The 15,409-nt window shown below is 71.2% G+C and carries 13 protein-coding genes and 1 pseudogene; 4 read left to right on the top strand and 10 right to left on the bottom strand.

The window, feature by feature from the left end:
• From hydA to ABIC30_RS23540, 3 genes are all read right to left on the bottom strand, one after another.
• Positions 1-1,428, bottom strand: coding sequence for a dihydropyrimidinase (gene hydA, locus ABIC30_RS23550; protein WP_020093851.1), 1,428 nt, complete (start codon positions 1,426-1,428; stop codon positions 1-3).
• A 229-nt stretch (positions 1,429-1,657) separates the two neighbouring features.
• Positions 1,658-2,728 (bottom strand): GlxA family transcriptional regulator, encoded by a 1,071-nt coding sequence (locus ABIC30_RS23545; RefSeq protein WP_020093850.1) that lies wholly within the window; start codon positions 2,726-2,728, stop codon positions 1,658-1,660.
• The gene (locus ABIC30_RS23540; protein ID WP_020093849.1) at positions 2,725-3,285 is read right to left on the bottom strand and encodes an isochorismatase family protein; all 561 of its coding nucleotides are present in this window, start codon (positions 3,283-3,285) and stop codon (positions 2,725-2,727) included. Before ABIC30_RS23540 ends, ABIC30_RS23545 begins: the two co-directional genes overlap by 4 nt.
• Positions 3,286-3,405: 120 nt before the next feature.
• Between ABIC30_RS23540 and ABIC30_RS23535 the strand changes: the two genes are divergently transcribed.
• The 3 genes from ABIC30_RS23535 (at position 3,406) to ABIC30_RS23525 (ending at position 5,734) form a co-directional block, all read left to right on the top strand.
• Positions 3,406-4,119, top strand: coding sequence for an SIR2 family NAD-dependent protein deacylase (locus ABIC30_RS23535; protein WP_020093848.1), 714 nt, complete (start codon positions 3,406-3,408; stop codon positions 4,117-4,119).
• Positions 4,120-4,401: 282 nt separating this feature from the next.
• Positions 4,402-4,626: a hypothetical protein gene (locus ABIC30_RS23530; protein WP_012320868.1), complete on the top strand. Its 225-nt coding sequence runs from the start codon at positions 4,402-4,404 to the stop codon at positions 4,624-4,626.
• A gap of 313 nt (positions 4,627-4,939) precedes the next feature.
• Complete coding sequence (locus ABIC30_RS23525; RefSeq protein WP_042672366.1) at positions 4,940-5,734, top strand: DUF1194 domain-containing protein; 795 nt, start codon at positions 4,940-4,942, stop codon at positions 5,732-5,734.
• 238 nt (positions 5,735-5,972) lie between these two features.
• On the opposite strand, the gene ABIC30_RS23520 is transcribed toward ABIC30_RS23525, so the two are convergent.
• The 7 genes and pseudogenes from ABIC30_RS23520 to ispG form a co-directional block, all read right to left on the bottom strand.
• Positions 5,973-6,356 (bottom strand): hypothetical protein, encoded by a 384-nt coding sequence (locus ABIC30_RS23520; RefSeq protein WP_020093846.1) that lies wholly within the window; start codon positions 6,354-6,356, stop codon positions 5,973-5,975.
• A gap of 74 nt (positions 6,357-6,430) precedes the next feature.
• Positions 6,431-8,761, bottom strand: coding sequence for a xanthine dehydrogenase family protein molybdopterin-binding subunit (locus ABIC30_RS23515; RefSeq protein WP_020093845.1), 2,331 nt, complete (start codon positions 8,759-8,761; stop codon positions 6,431-6,433).
• Entirely contained in the window at positions 8,758-9,237 is a 480-nt protein-coding gene (locus tag ABIC30_RS23510) for a (2Fe-2S)-binding protein (protein WP_020093844.1), read from the bottom strand. The genes ABIC30_RS23515 and ABIC30_RS23510 overlap by 4 nt, the downstream gene beginning before the upstream one ends.
• 424 nt (positions 9,238-9,661) lie before the next feature.
• Positions 9,662-9,862 (bottom strand): annotated as a pseudogene (locus tag ABIC30_RS23505) (DUF6968 family protein); the annotation flags it as partial.
• Entirely contained in the window at positions 9,768-9,974 is a 207-nt protein-coding gene (locus tag ABIC30_RS31835) for a DUF6968 family protein (RefSeq protein WP_419149872.1), read from the bottom strand. The pseudogene ABIC30_RS23505 and the gene ABIC30_RS31835, both read right to left, overlap by 95 nt.
• A gap of 37 nt (positions 9,975-10,011) precedes the next feature.
• A complete protein-coding gene (locus ABIC30_RS23500; RefSeq protein WP_056523636.1) occupies positions 10,012-12,030 on the bottom strand; it encodes a potassium transporter Kup in 2,019 nt (672 codons plus the stop codon).
• Between the two features lie 312 nt (positions 12,031-12,342).
• Positions 12,343-13,668 (bottom strand): flavodoxin-dependent (E)-4-hydroxy-3-methylbut-2-enyl-diphosphate synthase, encoded by a 1,326-nt coding sequence (gene ispG, locus ABIC30_RS23495; RefSeq protein ID WP_026605032.1) that lies wholly within the window; start codon positions 13,666-13,668, stop codon positions 12,343-12,345.
• Positions 13,669-14,052: 384 nt separating this feature from the next.
• Here ispG and ABIC30_RS23490 point away from each other — a divergent pair, with 384 nt between their 5' ends.
• Complete coding sequence (locus ABIC30_RS23490; protein WP_026605031.1) at positions 14,053-15,180, top strand: patatin-like phospholipase family protein; 1,128 nt, start codon at positions 14,053-14,055, stop codon at positions 15,178-15,180.
• The last annotated feature ends 229 nt before the right edge of the window (positions 15,181-15,409 follow it).

Genomic DNA, 15,409 nt, shown 5'->3' with positions numbered 1-15,409 from the left:
TCAGGCGTCCCGCCGCTCGGCCGGATCGACGGCCCGGTCGAGCACCCGCCCGCGCCCCGGCTCGGACAGGACCCGGCCGTCCTCGGCGATGACCTGCCCGCCCGCGATGGTCATGACCGGCCAGCCGGTGACGTCGAAGCCTTCCCAGGGCGTGTAGTCGGAGCCGTGGTGCAGGTTCGCTTGGCGGATGGTCTCGCGCCGGTTCGGGTCCCACAGGGTCAGGTCGGCGTCGAAGCCCGGGGCGATCGAGCCTTTGCGCGGGTAGAGCCCGTAGAGCTTCGCGTGGTTCGTGGCGGTGAGCGCGACGAACTGGTTGAGGCTGATCCGCCCCTTCGAGACCCCCTCCGAGAAGAACACCGGCAGCCGCGTCTCGATGCCGGGAATGCCGTTCGGGATCCAGCGGAAGGAGGTCTTCCCCCGCGGGTTCAGCTTGCCCTGCGGGTCGTCGTAGCGGAACGGGCAATGGTCGGACGAGACCACGTCGAAGATCCCGCGGCGGATCCCCGACCACACCGCCTCCTGGCTCTCGACGTCCCGCGTCGGCGGCGAGCAGACGTACTTCGCCCCCGCCATGAGATCCTCCTGGCCGAGACCCTTCATGTCCTCGGCCGTGAGGGTGAGGTATTGCGGGCAGGTCTCGGCCCGGATCTTCAGGCCGCGCGCCTGCGCCCAGGCGATCTGCTCGGTGGCCTCGCGGCCCGAGACGTGGACGATGACGATCGGCAGGTCGATCAGCTCGGCGTGGCTGATCGCCCGGTGGGCCGCCTCCCGCTCGACGATCTCCGGGCGCGACAGGGCGTGGCCGTAGGGCCGGGTCTCGCCCGCCCGCTCCAGCCGCTCGCTCAGGTAGCGGATCGCGTCGTAGCCCTCGGCGTGGACCATGACCCGGGCGCCCTGCCGCCGCGCGACGTGGAACACGTCGAGGAGCTGGCGGTCGTTCAGCACGAGGTCGTCGTAGGTCATGAAGACCTTGAACGAGGTGTAGCCGTCGGCGACCAGGGCCGGCAGCTCCTGGCCGAGCACCGCCTCGGTCGGGTCCGAGATGATCATGTGGATCGCCACGTCGACGTGGCACTGGCCCTCGGCGCTGGCCCGGTAGGCGTCGACGGCGCCGCGCAGCGAGGCACCCCGGGGCTGGAGCGCGAAGGGCATCACGCAGGTGGTGCCGCCGGCCGCCGCCGCCCGGGTGGCGCTGGCGAAATCGTCGGCCATGACGATGCCGGGGCCAGAATCCTGGGCGATGTGGACGTGGCTGTCGATGCCGCCCGGCAGGACCAGCAGGCCGGAGGCGTCGATCACCCGGGCGGCGTCGGCGATACCCTCGGCCACCGCGACGATCCGCCCGCCGCGCACGCCGATATCGGCCCGGACCGTGTCGCTCGCCGTGACCACCGTGCCGCCCCGGATGGCAAGGTCGAATTCAGGCATGCCGCTCACTCCTCCGCGCCAGCGGGCGCGCCGGGCCGATGCACGGTCCGCGCCGATTCGGGCGGACGCGGTCGGCACCGCAGGAGGTCACAGGCGGCCGTTCGGGTCCAGCGGGCAGCGCCATACGCGGAACCACGGTTCCGGCCGAGATCTTCGGCCGTCGTCGCTCTCCCGTCATCACGAGCGCAGCGACGTGACCCAGGGGCGCGCGACGCCGGAAAGCGGAGCGCTACCCTGGATTGCTTCGCTCCGCTCGCAAGGACAGGTGTCTCGCGGGGTGCCTCGGGCGGACCGGCGCGGACGCCCCGTCCGCGGGTCCGGCACGCAGGCGCGATGGCGCCGCTGCGTGGAACTGCCGCCAGACGCGGCGCATGTGCCGGGCGGAGCCGAAGCCGGCGCGCTCGGCGACCTGCTCCAGGCCGAGGTCGCTCTGCGCGATCAGCTCCCGGGCTAGCGCGACGCGGGACCGGTTGACCGCGTCCGTCACGGTCATGCCGGCGTGGAGCCGGAACAGCCGCGCGAGGTTGCGCGGGCTCGCGCCCGCGACCTGGCCGAGCAGCGCCGGCGACCAGTCCCGGGCCGGGTCGGCGGCGATCGCGTCCTGGGCCCGGTGGACCGCCGGGTGCAGATGGCTGCGCCCCTCGAGCCAGGGCGAGAGCTGGGGATCGTCGGGCCCGCGCCGCATGTACACGACGAGCGTCCGCGCGACGGCGACCGCCGTCGCCGGGCCCGCCCACTCCGCCACGAGGTGCAGCATCAGGTCGATGCCGGCCGTGACGCCGGCGCTGCTGAACCGGTCGCGGTCCTGCACGAACAGGCGGTTGTCCACGACTCGGGCCTCGGGGGCCGCCGCCCTCAGCCGGTCGCAGCTGGCATGGTGGGTGGTGCAGGCGTAGCCGTCGAGGAGCCCGGCCCGCGCCGCGAGCAGCGCGCCCTCGCAGACGGTCGCCACGGTGTGGCCCGGCCGGATGACGCCGCGCAGCCACGCGACGATCTCGGCCTCCGCGTCGGCGTCGGCCGCCGGGTCCGGCGCGTCGCCGAGCACCTGCGTCGCGGAGCCCGGCAGGAGCACGACCGTCCCGTCCGCCACCGTCTCCGGCAGCGGTCCGGCACCGCCCAGGTCGAGCCCGATCGAGCAGCGGGTGAGCGCCCGCGGTGCCGCGTACGCCACCGCGAAGCCGATCCGGTCCTGGACGGTGCCGGCGATCCGCAGCACCTCCAGCGGGCCGGCGAGGTCGAGCAGCAGCGCGCGCGGCGGCAGGACCACGAGGACCGGGATGTGCCGCGCCGCCCCGCTCACGCGGCGACCGGCAGGTCCGGGCCGGCCAGCGCCTGGTCCACGGTGGCGATCCGGGCGAACCGGTCGGTCAGCACCAGCTCGGTGCGGGCCTTGATCTCGTCCGCGCCGAAGCGGCGGCCGTCCGGGTGGGTCATGGCGAAGGTCAGGGTGGCCTCGGTCACGTAGTCGACCTGCCAGCCGCTGTCGGAGGCGTGGCGGGCCGTGGTCTCGCAGCACTGCTCGGTCCGGATGCCCGACACGATCAGCCGGCGGATGCCGTGCTGCGTCAGCCAGCCCGACAGGCCGCTATCGACCAGGGCGCTGTGCCGGCGCTTGTGGAAGGTGGCCGTCGGCGCGATCACGACCGGCGCGAGGGTACGGACGTGGCCGGAGGCGATGGCGAACGGGCCGCTCTCGGCCACGTGGAACACCTGCAGGACCGGGATCCGCCGCGCGGCGGCGCCGTCGATGAGCGCCTGCAGGCGCGCGGTGAAGGGCGGGACATCGGCGTCGTTCCAGAAGGGCCTGTGCCGGAAGGATTCCTGGACATCGATGACCAGCAGCGCAACATCGGACATTTCGTGTCTCCCGCTCAGTGAAGCGAGCCGCAGCATTCACCGGTGGGACGCAGCGGGAAAGAAACCGCACCGCCAACCAGCGGACATATCCGGCCATTCTCAGGCGAACAGGAGCCGCGCGTGAGCGACCATCCCAAGACGATCTTCGTGCTGACCGGGGCCGGCGTCTCGGCCGAGAGCGGGCTCGGCACGTTCCGCGACCGCGGCGGGATCTGGGCGCGGTTCGACCCGATGAAGCTCGCCACACCGGAGGCCTACGCGGCCGATCCCGACACGGTGCTCGACTTCTACGACCATCGCCGCCGCGGCGTGGTCGCGGCCGAGCCGAACGCCGCGCACTTCGCTCTGGCGCGGGCCGAGGCGCGGATCGCCGACCGGGGCGGGCGGCTGTTCCTGTGCACCCAGAACGTCGACGACCTGCACGAGCGGGCCGGCTCGCGGGCGGTCACCCACATGCACGGCGAGCTGCTCAAGGCGCGCTGCTGCGCCTGCGGCGCGGTCACCCCGTGGCGCGCCGATCTGAGCCGGGCGGACAGCTGCCCCACCTGCAGCACTCCGGGCCGGATGCGGCCGGACGTGGTCTGGTTCGGCGAGATGCCGATGCACCGCGACGCGATCGAGGCGGCGCTCTCCGAGGCCGACCTGTTCGTGGCCGTGGGCACGTCGGGGGCCGTCTACCCGGCGGCCGGCTACGTGCGGCAGGCCCAGGCCCTCGGCATCCCGACCTGCGAGGTCAACCTGGAGCCGTCCGACAACGCCGACGCCTTCGACGCGACCCGCTACGGGCCGGCGAGCGTCGCGCTGCCGTGCTACCTCGACGAACTCGGCCTCTAGCGGGGCGACCGGCCGACGGCGGGGATTCGGGACCGGCCGCAGACGGGGCCCACCACGCGGCGTTCGCCGTCGGGCTCGCCAACCTGTTGTGCGAACGGGGTTTCTCGGCCCGTGATCTGCCGGACCGGGCCAGGATCAAAATCTTAAATGACGCGAATCACATCGGCGCGAGCTGTCAAGAACTGGTCGGGCAGTTGCCCACGGGTTACAACAGTCAAGCTCGGGATCGGCGTCGCGGCCTACCCGAGCGTTCGTTGAAGCCACAAGGGGAAGCAACTACCCATGCAGCACTTCACCGTAACCGACCGCGAGCGTGACACCGTCCTGGCGGCACTGCGCTATTACCAGTTCTACCGGATGCAGGGTCATCCGTTCGACCCCCGTCAGGATCACCTGATCGACACCATCGCCGGCCGGGCCGGCGAGGCGTTGGACCTCGCAGAGATCGACGATCTCTGCGCCGGCCTGAACGGCAACCCGCACGCCCTCGCCGCCGCGGCGGCCTGAGGCAGCTTCCGGGGCGGCCGAGGCCGCCCTCGACGACCCCGCGGCCGGCCCAGGGACGGGGCCGGAGGACGGGCAACCTCCGAGATGAGCGGGCCACCGCCGCCGGAGCGAACCTTCCTCACCGGGGCCGGGCTTCGCGCCCGAACCACACCCTGCCGACGCGCATCCGGGCCTGCCCCGCGGCGCGTCGGTCCGACGGGTGGGTCCGCGCGGCGGGCCCCCCGAAAGGCCGGTTTCGCGCGACGCCGAAACGTGGCCTAACGGATGCGCGACGGCCGCAGGGCCGCGCCTTCCGGTAGCGCCGAGGTCGATGATGCGGACGGGTTCGCGACGGATCCGCCGCGGCGTCCTGCGGGGCGCCGTCCTGCTGCTCCTCGGGCTCGCGCCCGCCACACCCGAGCCCGTTCAGGCCGCGCCCGAGAGCGTCGCCACCGCGCTGGTCGTCTCCGTGGACGTGTCGCAATCCGTCGACGAGGCGCGCTTCCGGCTGCAGATGGAGGGCATCGCCGAGGCCCTGGAGGACCCGTCGGTCCTCGGCGCGATCACCGGCAACCCGGGCGGGATCCTGTTCGCGATGGTGACCTGGGCCGACCGGGCGACCCTCGCGGTCGGCTGGCGGCGGATCGCCGGCCAGGCCGACGCCGCGGCGGCCGCGGCCCTGGTGCGGGCGACGCCGCGCCAGGCGGGCGAGTTCACCTGCCTCGGCCAGATGTTCCGCACCGTGACCGCCGCCGTGCTCCCGGCGCTCCCGGTCCCGGCCGAGCGCGTGGTGGTCGACGTCTCCGGCGACGGGATCGACAACTGCACCGACGCCGCCAGTCTCGCGGAGGCGCACCGGTCACTGCTCGACACCGGCGCGACGATCAACGGCCTGCCGATCCTGGTGCCGGGCGAGAACGACGTGGTCGGGGCCGGGGCCTACCGGGCGCCCGGCTACGGCCTGCTCCCGACGCCGCTGCCGCAGGAGCGCACGGGCCTGGAGCAGTGGTACCGCGCGCACGTCATCGGAGGCCCGGGCGCCTTCCTGCTGGCGGCTGCCGGCTACAGCGATTTCTCCAGGGCGCTGCGGCGGAAATTCGTGATCGAGATCAGCGCGCTGGGGCGGTGACGGGGCTCTCCCCGGACGTACGTCACGCGGATCGAATTGCGCTCGCGGCCGGCCCTGAGCCAACCGTGACGGGCCGGCTCGGACCTGACGGAGGCTGGGGTATTACGCGCTCCGTCATCATGAGCGAAGCGACGCAGGGCAGCGCGACCTCGGAAGGCTTGGCGTGACCCTGGGTTGCTTCGCTCCCCTCGCAAAGCCGGTGGGGCAGAAACGGATAACCGGGAAGCGTTTCAGCCCCTCAGGGTGCCTTCTTCAGCTGCTGCTCAGCGCGGGTGAGCGCCGCCTCGCACGCCTGCGCGTCGCCCTTCTGATCCGCCGTGCGCGCCTCTTCCAGGGCGACCTTCGCCTGCTGGGCGGCGTCCGCGCCCTGGCCGGCCTGGGCCGACTTCTCCGGCGGCGCCTGCGGCGACTCGTTTGCCCGCTGGCCCTCCGTCCCGGTGACACCCTCGCCGCCGCGCTTGGCGGCGTTACCCTGGCCGCTGGTCGAGGCGGAGATCGACTGGGTCAGCTCGGACTGGACCCGCTTGGAGACGCCCTCGATCCGGTCGCCGCAGGGCGAGGCGAGGGCGGGGGCCGCCGTCAGGATCAGGGTCAGGCAGGCCGTCAGGGCGGGACGCATCATCGGGTCGAGTACTTTCCAAGAGAATGGGGCCGCGGGTTTCCCCACGGCCCCAACGCCTCGCGACGGGTGACGGTTCAGGCGCTCAGCTGATCGCGGATCGGCAATTGCCGGACCCGCCGGCCGGTGGCCGCGAAGATCGCGTTGGCGATGGCCGGCGCCACCGGCGGCACGCCGGGCTCGCCGACGCCGCCGAGCGGACCGTCCCAGCGGCCGGTCGGCACCAAGTGCACGCGGACCGCCTTCGGGGCGGCGTCGATCCGGAGGACCTCGTAGCCGTCGAAGTTGTTCTGGACCGCCCGGCCCTGCTTGAAGGTGATCTCGGAGGTGAGGGCGAGCCCCATCCCCATGACCACGGCGCCCTCCATCTGCGAGCGGATGCGCTCCGGGTTCACCTGCGGGCCGCAATCGACCGCGATGTCGATCGCCTTCACCTGGACCTGGCCCTTGTCGTCGACCTCCACCTCGGCCGCCACCGCCGTGTAGGTGACGAAGCTGTAGTGGCCGGCGATGCCGAGGCCGGTGCCCTTCGGCATCTGGCGACCCCAGCCCGCGCCCTTGGCGGCCGCCTCGATCACGCCGCGCAGGCGGCCGGTCTCGATCGGGTAGCGCTTCGGGTCCTCGCCGTAGTTCCAGACGTCGCCGATCTCGGTCGGGCTGATCTTGCGATCCGGTCCGATGAGCGCGAGCAGGTACTCCTTCGGCTCGCGGCCGGCGGCGTGCGCCAGCTCTGACACGAAGGACTGGATCGCGAAGGCGTGCGGGATGTTCGACACCGAGCGGAACCAGCCGATGCGGGCATGCGCGGCGGCCTCGGGGTTCTCCAGCCGCATGTTCGGGATGTCGAGCGGCGTGTTGACCAACCCCATCCCGAGCTCGAACGGCAGCTCGTGCTTCGGGTCGGGCGCGAAGATCGAGCCGATCGTCGGCGCCACCGAGCGGTGCAGCCACGCCACCGGCATGCCCTTGTCGTCGAGGCCGGCCTCCAGCCGCTCCACCGAGATCGTGTGGTAGAAGCCGTGGTGGAGGTCGTCCTCACGGGTCCAGGCGAGCTTCACCGGCGCGCCGTCGACGGCCTGCGAGCAGAGCGCCGCCTCGACCACGTAATCGGGCTTCGACTTGCGCCCGAACCCGCCGCCGAGCAGCGTGACGTTCACCTTGACCTTGTCGTCGGGCAGCTTGAGCGCCTTCATCAGGCGGTCGTTGGCGGCCTGCGGACCCTGGACGCAGGCCCAGGCCTCGCAGAACCCATCCTTCACCCGGGCTACCGCCGCCGGGGGCTCCATGGGGGCCTGGGCGAGGTGCGGCACGAAGTACTCGGCCTGGACCTTGGTCTTGGCCTTGGCCATGGCGCCGTCGACGTCGCCCTGCGTGCGCACGACCTTGCCGGGCTTGCGCGCGGCGGCCTCCAGCTCCTTGCGGAACGCGTCGGTATCGTAGCCGGCGTTCGGGCCGTCGTCCCAGGTGATCTTGAGCGCGTCCCGGGCCTTCAGGGCTGCCCAGGTGTTCTTGGCCACCACGGCGACGCCGCCGAGCGGCATGAACTCCGAGGGGATCGGGGTGGCGTCGATCTTGAAGATCTTCACGACGCCCGGGACCTTCTTGGCCTCGCTGTCGTCGAAGGACTTCACCGTGCCGCCGTAGACGGCCGGGCGAGCGACGACCGCGTACAGCATCCCGTCGAGCTTGGTGTCGAGGCCGTAGACCGCCTTGCCGGTGGTGATGTCGAAATTGTCGATCAGACCGATCTTGCCGGTGCCGATGTAGCGGAAGTCCTTGGGATCCTTCAGCTTGACGTCGGTGGGCACCGGCAGCTCGGCGGCGGCCTTGGCGACCGCGCCGTAGCCGAGGGTGCGGCCCGACTTGGCGTGGGTCAGCGTGTGGTTGACGGCCGTCACCTCGGAGGCCGGCACGCCCCACTGCTTGGCCGCCGCCTGGATCAGCATCAGCCGCGCGGCGGCGCCGGCGTGGCGGAAGTGCTGGAAGAAGTGGCGGGTCGAGCGCGAACCATCCGTGTCCTGGTTGCCGAAGCGGGTCTCGTCGCCCCAGGCCTGGACGACCTTCACCTTCGCCCAGTCGGCCTCCAGCTCGTCGGCGACCGTGAAGGCCACAGAGGTGCGGATGCCCTGGCCCATGTCGGAGCGGTGATTGGTCACCGTGACGGTGCCGTCCGGCGCGATGGCGACGAAGACCTTCGGGTCGTCGCGCCAGCCGTGCGGCATGCCGTCGGCGCCGAACTTCTGCTCCTTCTGCTCCTTGGTCTGGGTCTCGTCGGCCCGGGCCGGGCGCAGCGAGAGGGCCAGAACCAGGGCGCCGGCGCCGCCGAGGATGCCGCGGCGGCTGACGTTGTCGAGGGCCGGCGTGGTGCCGGCGGCGCGCTCAGCGGTGAGCTTGGCGTCGTGGATCACAGGCGCTCTCCCTTGCTGGCGGGCGCCGTCTGGCCGGCGGCCTGATGGATCGCGGCGCGGATGCGCGGGTAGGTGCCGCAGCGGCAGATGTTGCCGCTCATCGTGGTGTCGATGTCGTCGTCGGTGGGCTTCGGCGTGTCCTTGAGGAGGGCGGCCGCCTGCATGATCTGGCCGCACTGGCAGAAGCCGCACTGGGCGACGTTCTGGTCGCGCCACGCCACCTGCACGGGATGGTTGCCGTCCGGCGACAGACCCTCGATGGTCACGACCTCCTGGCCGGCGGCCGCCGAGACCGGCGTGATGCAGGCGCGGGTCGCCGCGCCGCCGAGATGGATGGTGCAGGCCCCGCAGAGCGACACGCCGCAGCCGAACTTGGTGCCGGTGAGCCCGAGCTCGTCCCGCAGGTACCACAGCAGCGGCATGTCGGGGTCGCCGTCGAAGCTGCGCGCAGCCCCGTTCACGGTGAGTTTGATCATCGTTGCGTCCTGTCTGGCGGCGCCGGAGCGGCGATCAGTCGGGTCCGAGCCGGGCCGGGGGCCTCGGCCGGCTTAGCCGGCTCACGTTCCCCGGTGCGGACAGGCCGCGGGGCGAACGCTCAAGCTCAGAATAATAAATATTCTAAGGCACGCGGCGGGGTGGGCGCAACGCGGGGACGCGGCCGGTCATCCCCGAGCCTCTGCGCCCGAGGCATGCCGCGTGCGGCGGCGCACATGGGTGACCATCGACACGGGGACGCGGGCGGGTCGATTCGGTCAGGCGGTCCGGTTCGCCGCGCGCCGTGGCCGCGGGCGGAGCGACGCACATCGCTCCGCTTGGCGCCCCAGCGCTGCACCTCGGGTTGGGACGCTTCGCTGCGCGCGATGACAGGCGCCCGCTGTCGAGCTCCGTCGGGCCGGCAGCTCAGCCCTCGAAAGTCGTGTCGGCGCCGACCAGAAGATCGCGGCCGTTCTTCGGGATAGGGAAGCCGTACCCGTCACCGGGCTTCTCCCATATCAGGACGCCGGCCTTATTGGCCGCGCTGACGTACAGATCGAGACCGATCTTCTGCATCGCCAGATGGAGCGCCTGCAGCGCGTCCGCGCCGGCTCCGAAACTTGTCTCGCGGCTGCTCGGGCCAACCGATCGTGTAGCGACAGATCCAGTTCCCGTCCGCGTATTCCGGCGCGCGGAGCCGGACCGGGACAGGGACATCGCCGTCCGGAGCCCGGATCATCAGGACGCGCGCGCCGATGACCATGGCGGCGCGGCCCTCAGACCGTCACCTGCGTCCCGACCTCCACCACGCGCCCGGTCGGGATCTGGAAGAAGTCCGTCGCGTCGTTGGCGTTCTTGGCGAGGGTGATGAAGATCCGGTCCTGCCAGAGCGGCATGCCCGAATGCGCCGCCGGCCGGATCGAGCGGCGCGACAGGAAGAACGACGTCGCCATGATGTCGAACTTGAAGCCCTGGCGGCGCAGCAGCACCAGCGTCTTCGGGATGTTCGGCGTCTCCATGTAGCCGAACTTCATCACGACCTTGTAGAAATGCGGGCCCACCGGCTCGATCCGCACCTTGTCGGCCTCGTTCGAGCGCGGCGTGTCCACCGTCTCGACGGTGAGGATCACGTTCTTCTCGTGTAGCACCTTGTTGTGCTTGAGGTTGTGCAGGAGCGCCGCCGGGGCGATCTCGGGATCGCTCGTCAGGAACACCGCAGTGCCGCGCACGTGGTGGGGCGGGCTCTTCTCCAGCATGCCGACCAGCTCGACCAGCGGCACGTCGGTCTTGCGGGTCTTGTTGAACAGGATCGTCACCCCGCGCACCCAGGTCCACATCAGGATGATGAGGCCGCCCGCGAGCAGCAGGGGTACGTAGCCGCCCTCCACGACCTTGATCAGGTTGGAGAGCAGGAACAGGAACTCGAGGACGATGAAGGGCAGCATCACGGCCGCAGCCGCCACGGGCGACCACTTCCACATGCGCCACATCACTAGGAAGGTCAGCGAGGCGGTGAGCAGCATCGTGCCGGTCACCGCGATGCCGTAGGCCGAGGCGAGCGACGACGAGGTCTTGAACAGCACGGCGAGCAGCACCACGCCGAACATCAGGAGGGCGTTGATCTGCGGCAGGTAGATCTGGCCGGCATGCGACTCGGAGGTGTGGCGGATCTCCAGCCGCGGCAGCAGGCCGAGCTGGATCGCCTGCCGGGACAGCGAGAAGGCGCCGGTGATCACCGCCTGGCTCGCCACCACGGTGGCGATCGTGGCGAGCACCACCATCGGCAGCAGTCCCCAGGCGGGCACGAGCTGGAAGAACGGATCGGCCGTGTCTGGCTTCTCCAGCACCAGGGCCGCCTGCCCGAGATAGTTGAGGGCGAGCGCCGGGAAGACGAGGCAGATCCAGGCCACCTGGATCGGCTTGCGGCCGAAATGGCCGAGATCGGCGAACAGGGCCTCGGCCCCGGTCACCGCCAGGAACACCGCCCCCAGGGCGATCAGCGCGCCGCTGCCGTGGCCGAGCAGGTAGTGCACGGCGTGCCAGGGATTGAGAGCGCGGAACACCTCCGGGTGCAGGGTGATGTGCGGCAGCGCCGCGAGCGCCATGGCGAGGAACCACACGACGGTCACCGGCCCGAAGAAGGCCGCCACCTTCCCGGTCCCGCGGTTCTGCACGAGGAACAGCGCGACGATGATCACCACGGTGATCGGCAGGACGTACTCGTCGAGGGCGGGCGTGACGAGCTTCAGGCCCTCCACCGCCGAGAGGACCGAGATCGCCGGCGTGATCACCGCGTCGCCGTAGAACAGCGAGGCGCCGAGGAGCCCCAGCATGAACACGATGCGCGAGCCGCCGAGCGCCTTCCGGGCCAGCGCCATCAGCGAGAGGATGCCGCCCTCGCCGTTGTTGTCCATGCGCAGCAGGATCGCGACGTACTTGACCGTCACGATCATGAAGAGGGCCCAGAGGATCAGCGACACGGTGCCGATCACCTCCTCGGGCAGCAGGATGCCGTCGGTCCGGGCCGGGACCAGGGCCTCGCGGAACGCGTAGAGCGGGCTGGTGCCGATATCGCCGTAGACGACGCCGACGGAGCCGACCAGCAGCGTCCAGAACCCGGCATGGCCGTGCTGGGTCTCGGCCTTCTCGGGGGCGTCGAGGCTGCCGGCGGTGGCCGGCCCGTGCGTCGGCGCCGGGGCGCCGGTCTCGTCGGCGGCCTGGGCGGCCGCGCGCGCGGCGTCGGGGGCTGCGGGCGCGGGCTGGGGGGCTACGCCGGGTGCGAAGGTTTGGCTCATGCGGATGTCGGAAGCTCGGGCGTGGCCGGCGCTTCGCGGTTCGGCTCAGGGGCCAGTCGGGGCCGGGCAGAAAACGCGAAGACTCCGCCGAACCGTGCGGGCCGGCCACCGGGCCGACCGCTCGCGGGATCGTGCGGCCTTGCTATCATGCCCTCGTGCGCCCGGAAACCGTGTGCACCCGCGAAGAACGCGGAGCTGGGTCTCGGCACGGCGGGCCACGCCGCCAACGTTAACCGGACACGCGGCGCCCCGGAGCGACGGCGGGAGGCGACGCGGTCTCCGTCTCGCGGGACCTGCGCGTCGGCCCGCCCGTCACTCGGCGGCGGTGCGGTTCCCGCCCTGGCCGAATCGGCGCTCGATGTAGTCGATCACGATCGTCTCGAAGTCCTTGGCCAGCGTCGGGCCGCGGAGCGTCATCGCCTTCTTGCCGTCGATGAAGACCGGCGCGGTCGGGGTCTCGCCGGTGCCGGGCAGCGAGATGCCGATATCGGCGTGCTTCGATTCGCCCGGGCCGTTCACGATGCAGCCCATCACGGCCACGTTCAGCCCCTCGACGCCCGGATAGGTCTTCTTCCACTCCGGCATGGAGGTGACGATCCAGTTCTGGATGTCGCGGGCGAGTTCCTGGAACGTGGTCGAGGTCGTGCGGCCGCAACCCGGGCAGGCCGCCACCATCGGCACGAAGGTGCGGAACCCCATGGTCTGCAGGAGTTCCTGGCTGGCCTTGACCTCGACGGTCCGGTCGCCGCCGGGCTCGGGGGTCAGCGAGTACCGGATCGTGTCGCCGATCCCCTCCTGGAGCAGCACGCCGATGGCGGCCGAGGCGGCCACGAGACCCTTCGAGCCCATGCCGGCCTCGGTGAGGCCGAGATGGATGGCGTAGTCCGAGCGGCGCGCCACCTCGCGGTAGACGGCGATCAGGTCCTGCACCGCCGAGACCTTGGCCGAGAGGATGATCTTGTTCTGCGGCAGGCCGAGCTCCACGGCGCGGTCGGCCGAGCTGATCGCCGAGCGGACCATCGCCTCGCGCATCACCGCCCGGGCGTCGATCGGCCGCGGCGCCTTGGCGTTCTCGTCCATCAGGTGAGTGAGCAGCTCGCCGTCCAGCGAGCCCCAGTTGGCGCCGATCCGCACGGTCTTGTTGTGCTTGATCGCCTGCTCGATGATCGCCGAGAACTGCGTGTCCTTCTTGTCCTTGAAGCCGACGTTGCCGGGGTTGATCCGGTACTTGGCCAGCGCCTCCGCGCAGGCCGGATGGTCGGCGAGCAGCTTGTGGCCGATGTAGTGAAAGTCGCCCACCAGCGGCACGTGGACGCCGATCCGGTCGAGGCGCTCGCGGATCTTCGGCACCGCGGCCGCCGCCTCGTCGCGGTCGACCGTGATGCGCACGAGCTCCGAGCCGACCCGGGCGAGCTGGGCGACCTGCGCCACGGTGGCGTCGATGTCGGCCGTGTCGGTGTTGGTCATCGACTGGACGACGATCGGGGCGCCGCCGCCGACGGTGACCGCGCCCTCGCCCTCACCGACCGTGACGCCGACGGTGCGGTGGCGCGGGGCGGGGCCGGCGATCTCCGGTCCGCCGCCGGCCAGCGGGTTGTCGGCGGGGTTCTCGGAACGGGTGGCTTCCATGACTTCCATCGTGGACTTTCGCGGGCGCGCCTCGCGGGTGCCGGAGCCGTGACGGCTGCCGGGCCGGTCCCGGGGACACGCCTCGCCGGAACTTCGGGGCTGCCGCGGGTTAGCTGCGGACGACCCGGCGCCGCGTCAACCCGGCGCCGCGCGGGGCAGCATCGCGCAGGACAGCATCGCGGCTGTCATGTCGTATCCGGGCGCGGATGTCGAGTTTCCTGCACGTCCCGGAGGCACCCGCCGCCGTCGCCGGCCGGTTTTCGTCGGACTCTGTTGCCGATTCGCTCAGGCCGGGACAGGTGCCGGCGCGGGGCGGGCACCCCGCCGCGATCCCGCCGCACGGTTGATGCTGCATCGCAGCATCCCATCTGTGTGGTGGATCAGGAGGCCGACATGAGCGAGCAATTCGGTGGCGCCGAGCCGCACAACCCCGCCACCGCCGTTCCCGAATCGCCCGTCACCGACGCGATCGAGGCGCAGCCGGCGCAGGCGCCGGGCCCCGCGCTCGCCGGGCCCAAGTTCGAGAAGCCGGTGGCGCTCGCTCTCCAGGGCGGCGGCGCGCACGGCGCCTTCACCTGGGGCGTGCTCGACGCGCTCATCGAGGACGGCCGCCTCGGCTTCGAGGCGGTGACGGGGGCGAGCGCCGGGGCGATGAACGCCGTCGTTCTGGTGGATGGCTGGCTGAAGGGCGGCCCGGACGGGGCCCGCGAGGGTCTGGAGCGGTTCTGGCGCGAGGTCAGCCTCGACGGCGACCTGGGGCCGGCCCAGCGCAACCTCGTGAGCGGCCTGTTCAGCCTGTGGAAAGGCAACCCGGTGGCCGAGTTCTGGGCCAAGATGCTGGCGCCGAGCCCCTACGTGTCGAACCCGCTCAACATCAATCCGCTGCGCAAGGCGCTCGCCGAGCAGGTCGATTTCGACCGCCTCCGCGAGGCCGACACGGCGGGCCTGTTCGTCTCGGCGACCAACGTCTGGACCGGCAAGCTCGCGGTGTTCGAGCGCGAGCGCCTGACCGTCGACCACCTGATGGCCTCGGCCTGCCTACCCACGGTCTTCCAGGCGGTGGAGATCGACGGCGTGCCCTACTGGGACGGCGGCTACCTCGGCAACCCGCCGCTCTACCCCCTGCACCGCGGCGCCCAGACCCGCGACATCCTGCTCGTGCAGATCAACCCCGTGGAGCGGCGCGAGACCCCGCGCACGGAGGCCGAGATCCGCGACCGGCTCAACGAGATCACGTTCAACGCGAATCTGATGCGCGAATTGCGGGCGATCGACTTCCTGGACGGGCTGATCGAGGAGGGCACCCTCGGCCAGGGCCAGTACCGCCGGGTCCTCGTGCACCGGATCGACGGCACCGACGCCCTCGAAGACTATAACGCCGCCTCCAAGCTCGACGCGCGCTGGACCGTGTTCAAGCGCCTGCGCGACAAGGGCCGCGCCGCCGCGCAGGCCTGGCTCGCCGAGAACTACGAGCGGATCGGCCGGGATTGCACGGTCGACCTTCAGCAGACGTATCAGTGATGGGCCCTTCGGGCCGTGTACGAATAATTGATATCAAGACAATTTTCTGTCTAGATCTGTCAAAGATTGTCGGATCTGGCAGATTATCGGCCTGATGTTCGGTGGAAGGAAGGGAGTTTGCGTATATGTATTTTGGTCTGACTTCGAGTTAATAAAAATTTTTCTTCATAAGCGACGATGAAGCGTCTACGGGCAGAGCGCGGTTGATGAGGCGGCGACTCACTCACCG

It is taken from the genome of Methylobacterium sp. 1030, from assembly GCF_040544715.1.
GTDB lineage: Bacteria > Pseudomonadota > Alphaproteobacteria > Rhizobiales > Beijerinckiaceae > Methylobacterium.
Note: the sequence above shows the minus strand (reverse complement) of the source record. Positions and strands in the feature narration are given on the sequence as shown.

Coding starts and splice junctions, on each gene's coding strand:
- hydA (WP_020093851.1), bottom strand. CDS start 1,428: ATGCCTGAATTCGACCTTGCCATCCGGGGCGGCACGGTGGTCACGGCG.
- ABIC30_RS23540 (WP_020093849.1), bottom strand. CDS start 3,285: ATGTCCGATGTTGCGCTGCTGGTCATCGATGTCCAGGAATCCTTCCGG.
- ABIC30_RS23530 (WP_012320868.1), top strand. CDS start 4,402: ATGCAGCACTTCACCGTAACCGACCGCGAGCGTGACACCGTCCTGGCG.
- ABIC30_RS23525 (WP_042672366.1), top strand. CDS start 4,940: ATGCGGACGGGTTCGCGACGGATCCGCCGCGGCGTCCTGCGGGGCGCC.
- ABIC30_RS23520 (WP_020093846.1), bottom strand. CDS start 6,356: ATGATGCGTCCCGCCCTGACGGCCTGCCTGACCCTGATCCTGACGGCG.
- ABIC30_RS23510 (WP_020093844.1), bottom strand. CDS start 9,237: ATGATCAAACTCACCGTGAACGGGGCTGCGCGCAGCTTCGACGGCGAC.
- ABIC30_RS31835 (WP_419149872.1), bottom strand. CDS start 9,974: ATGATCCGGGCTCCGGACGGCGATGTCCCTGTCCCGGTCCGGCTCCGC.
- ABIC30_RS23500 (WP_056523636.1), bottom strand. CDS start 12,030: ATGAGCCAAACCTTCGCACCCGGCGTAGCCCCCCAGCCCGCGCCCGCA.
- ispG (WP_026605032.1), bottom strand. CDS start 13,668: ATGGAAGTCATGGAAGCCACCCGTTCCGAGAACCCCGCCGACAACCCG.
- ABIC30_RS23490 (WP_026605031.1), top strand. CDS start 14,053: ATGAGCGAGCAATTCGGTGGCGCCGAGCCGCACAACCCCGCCACCGCC.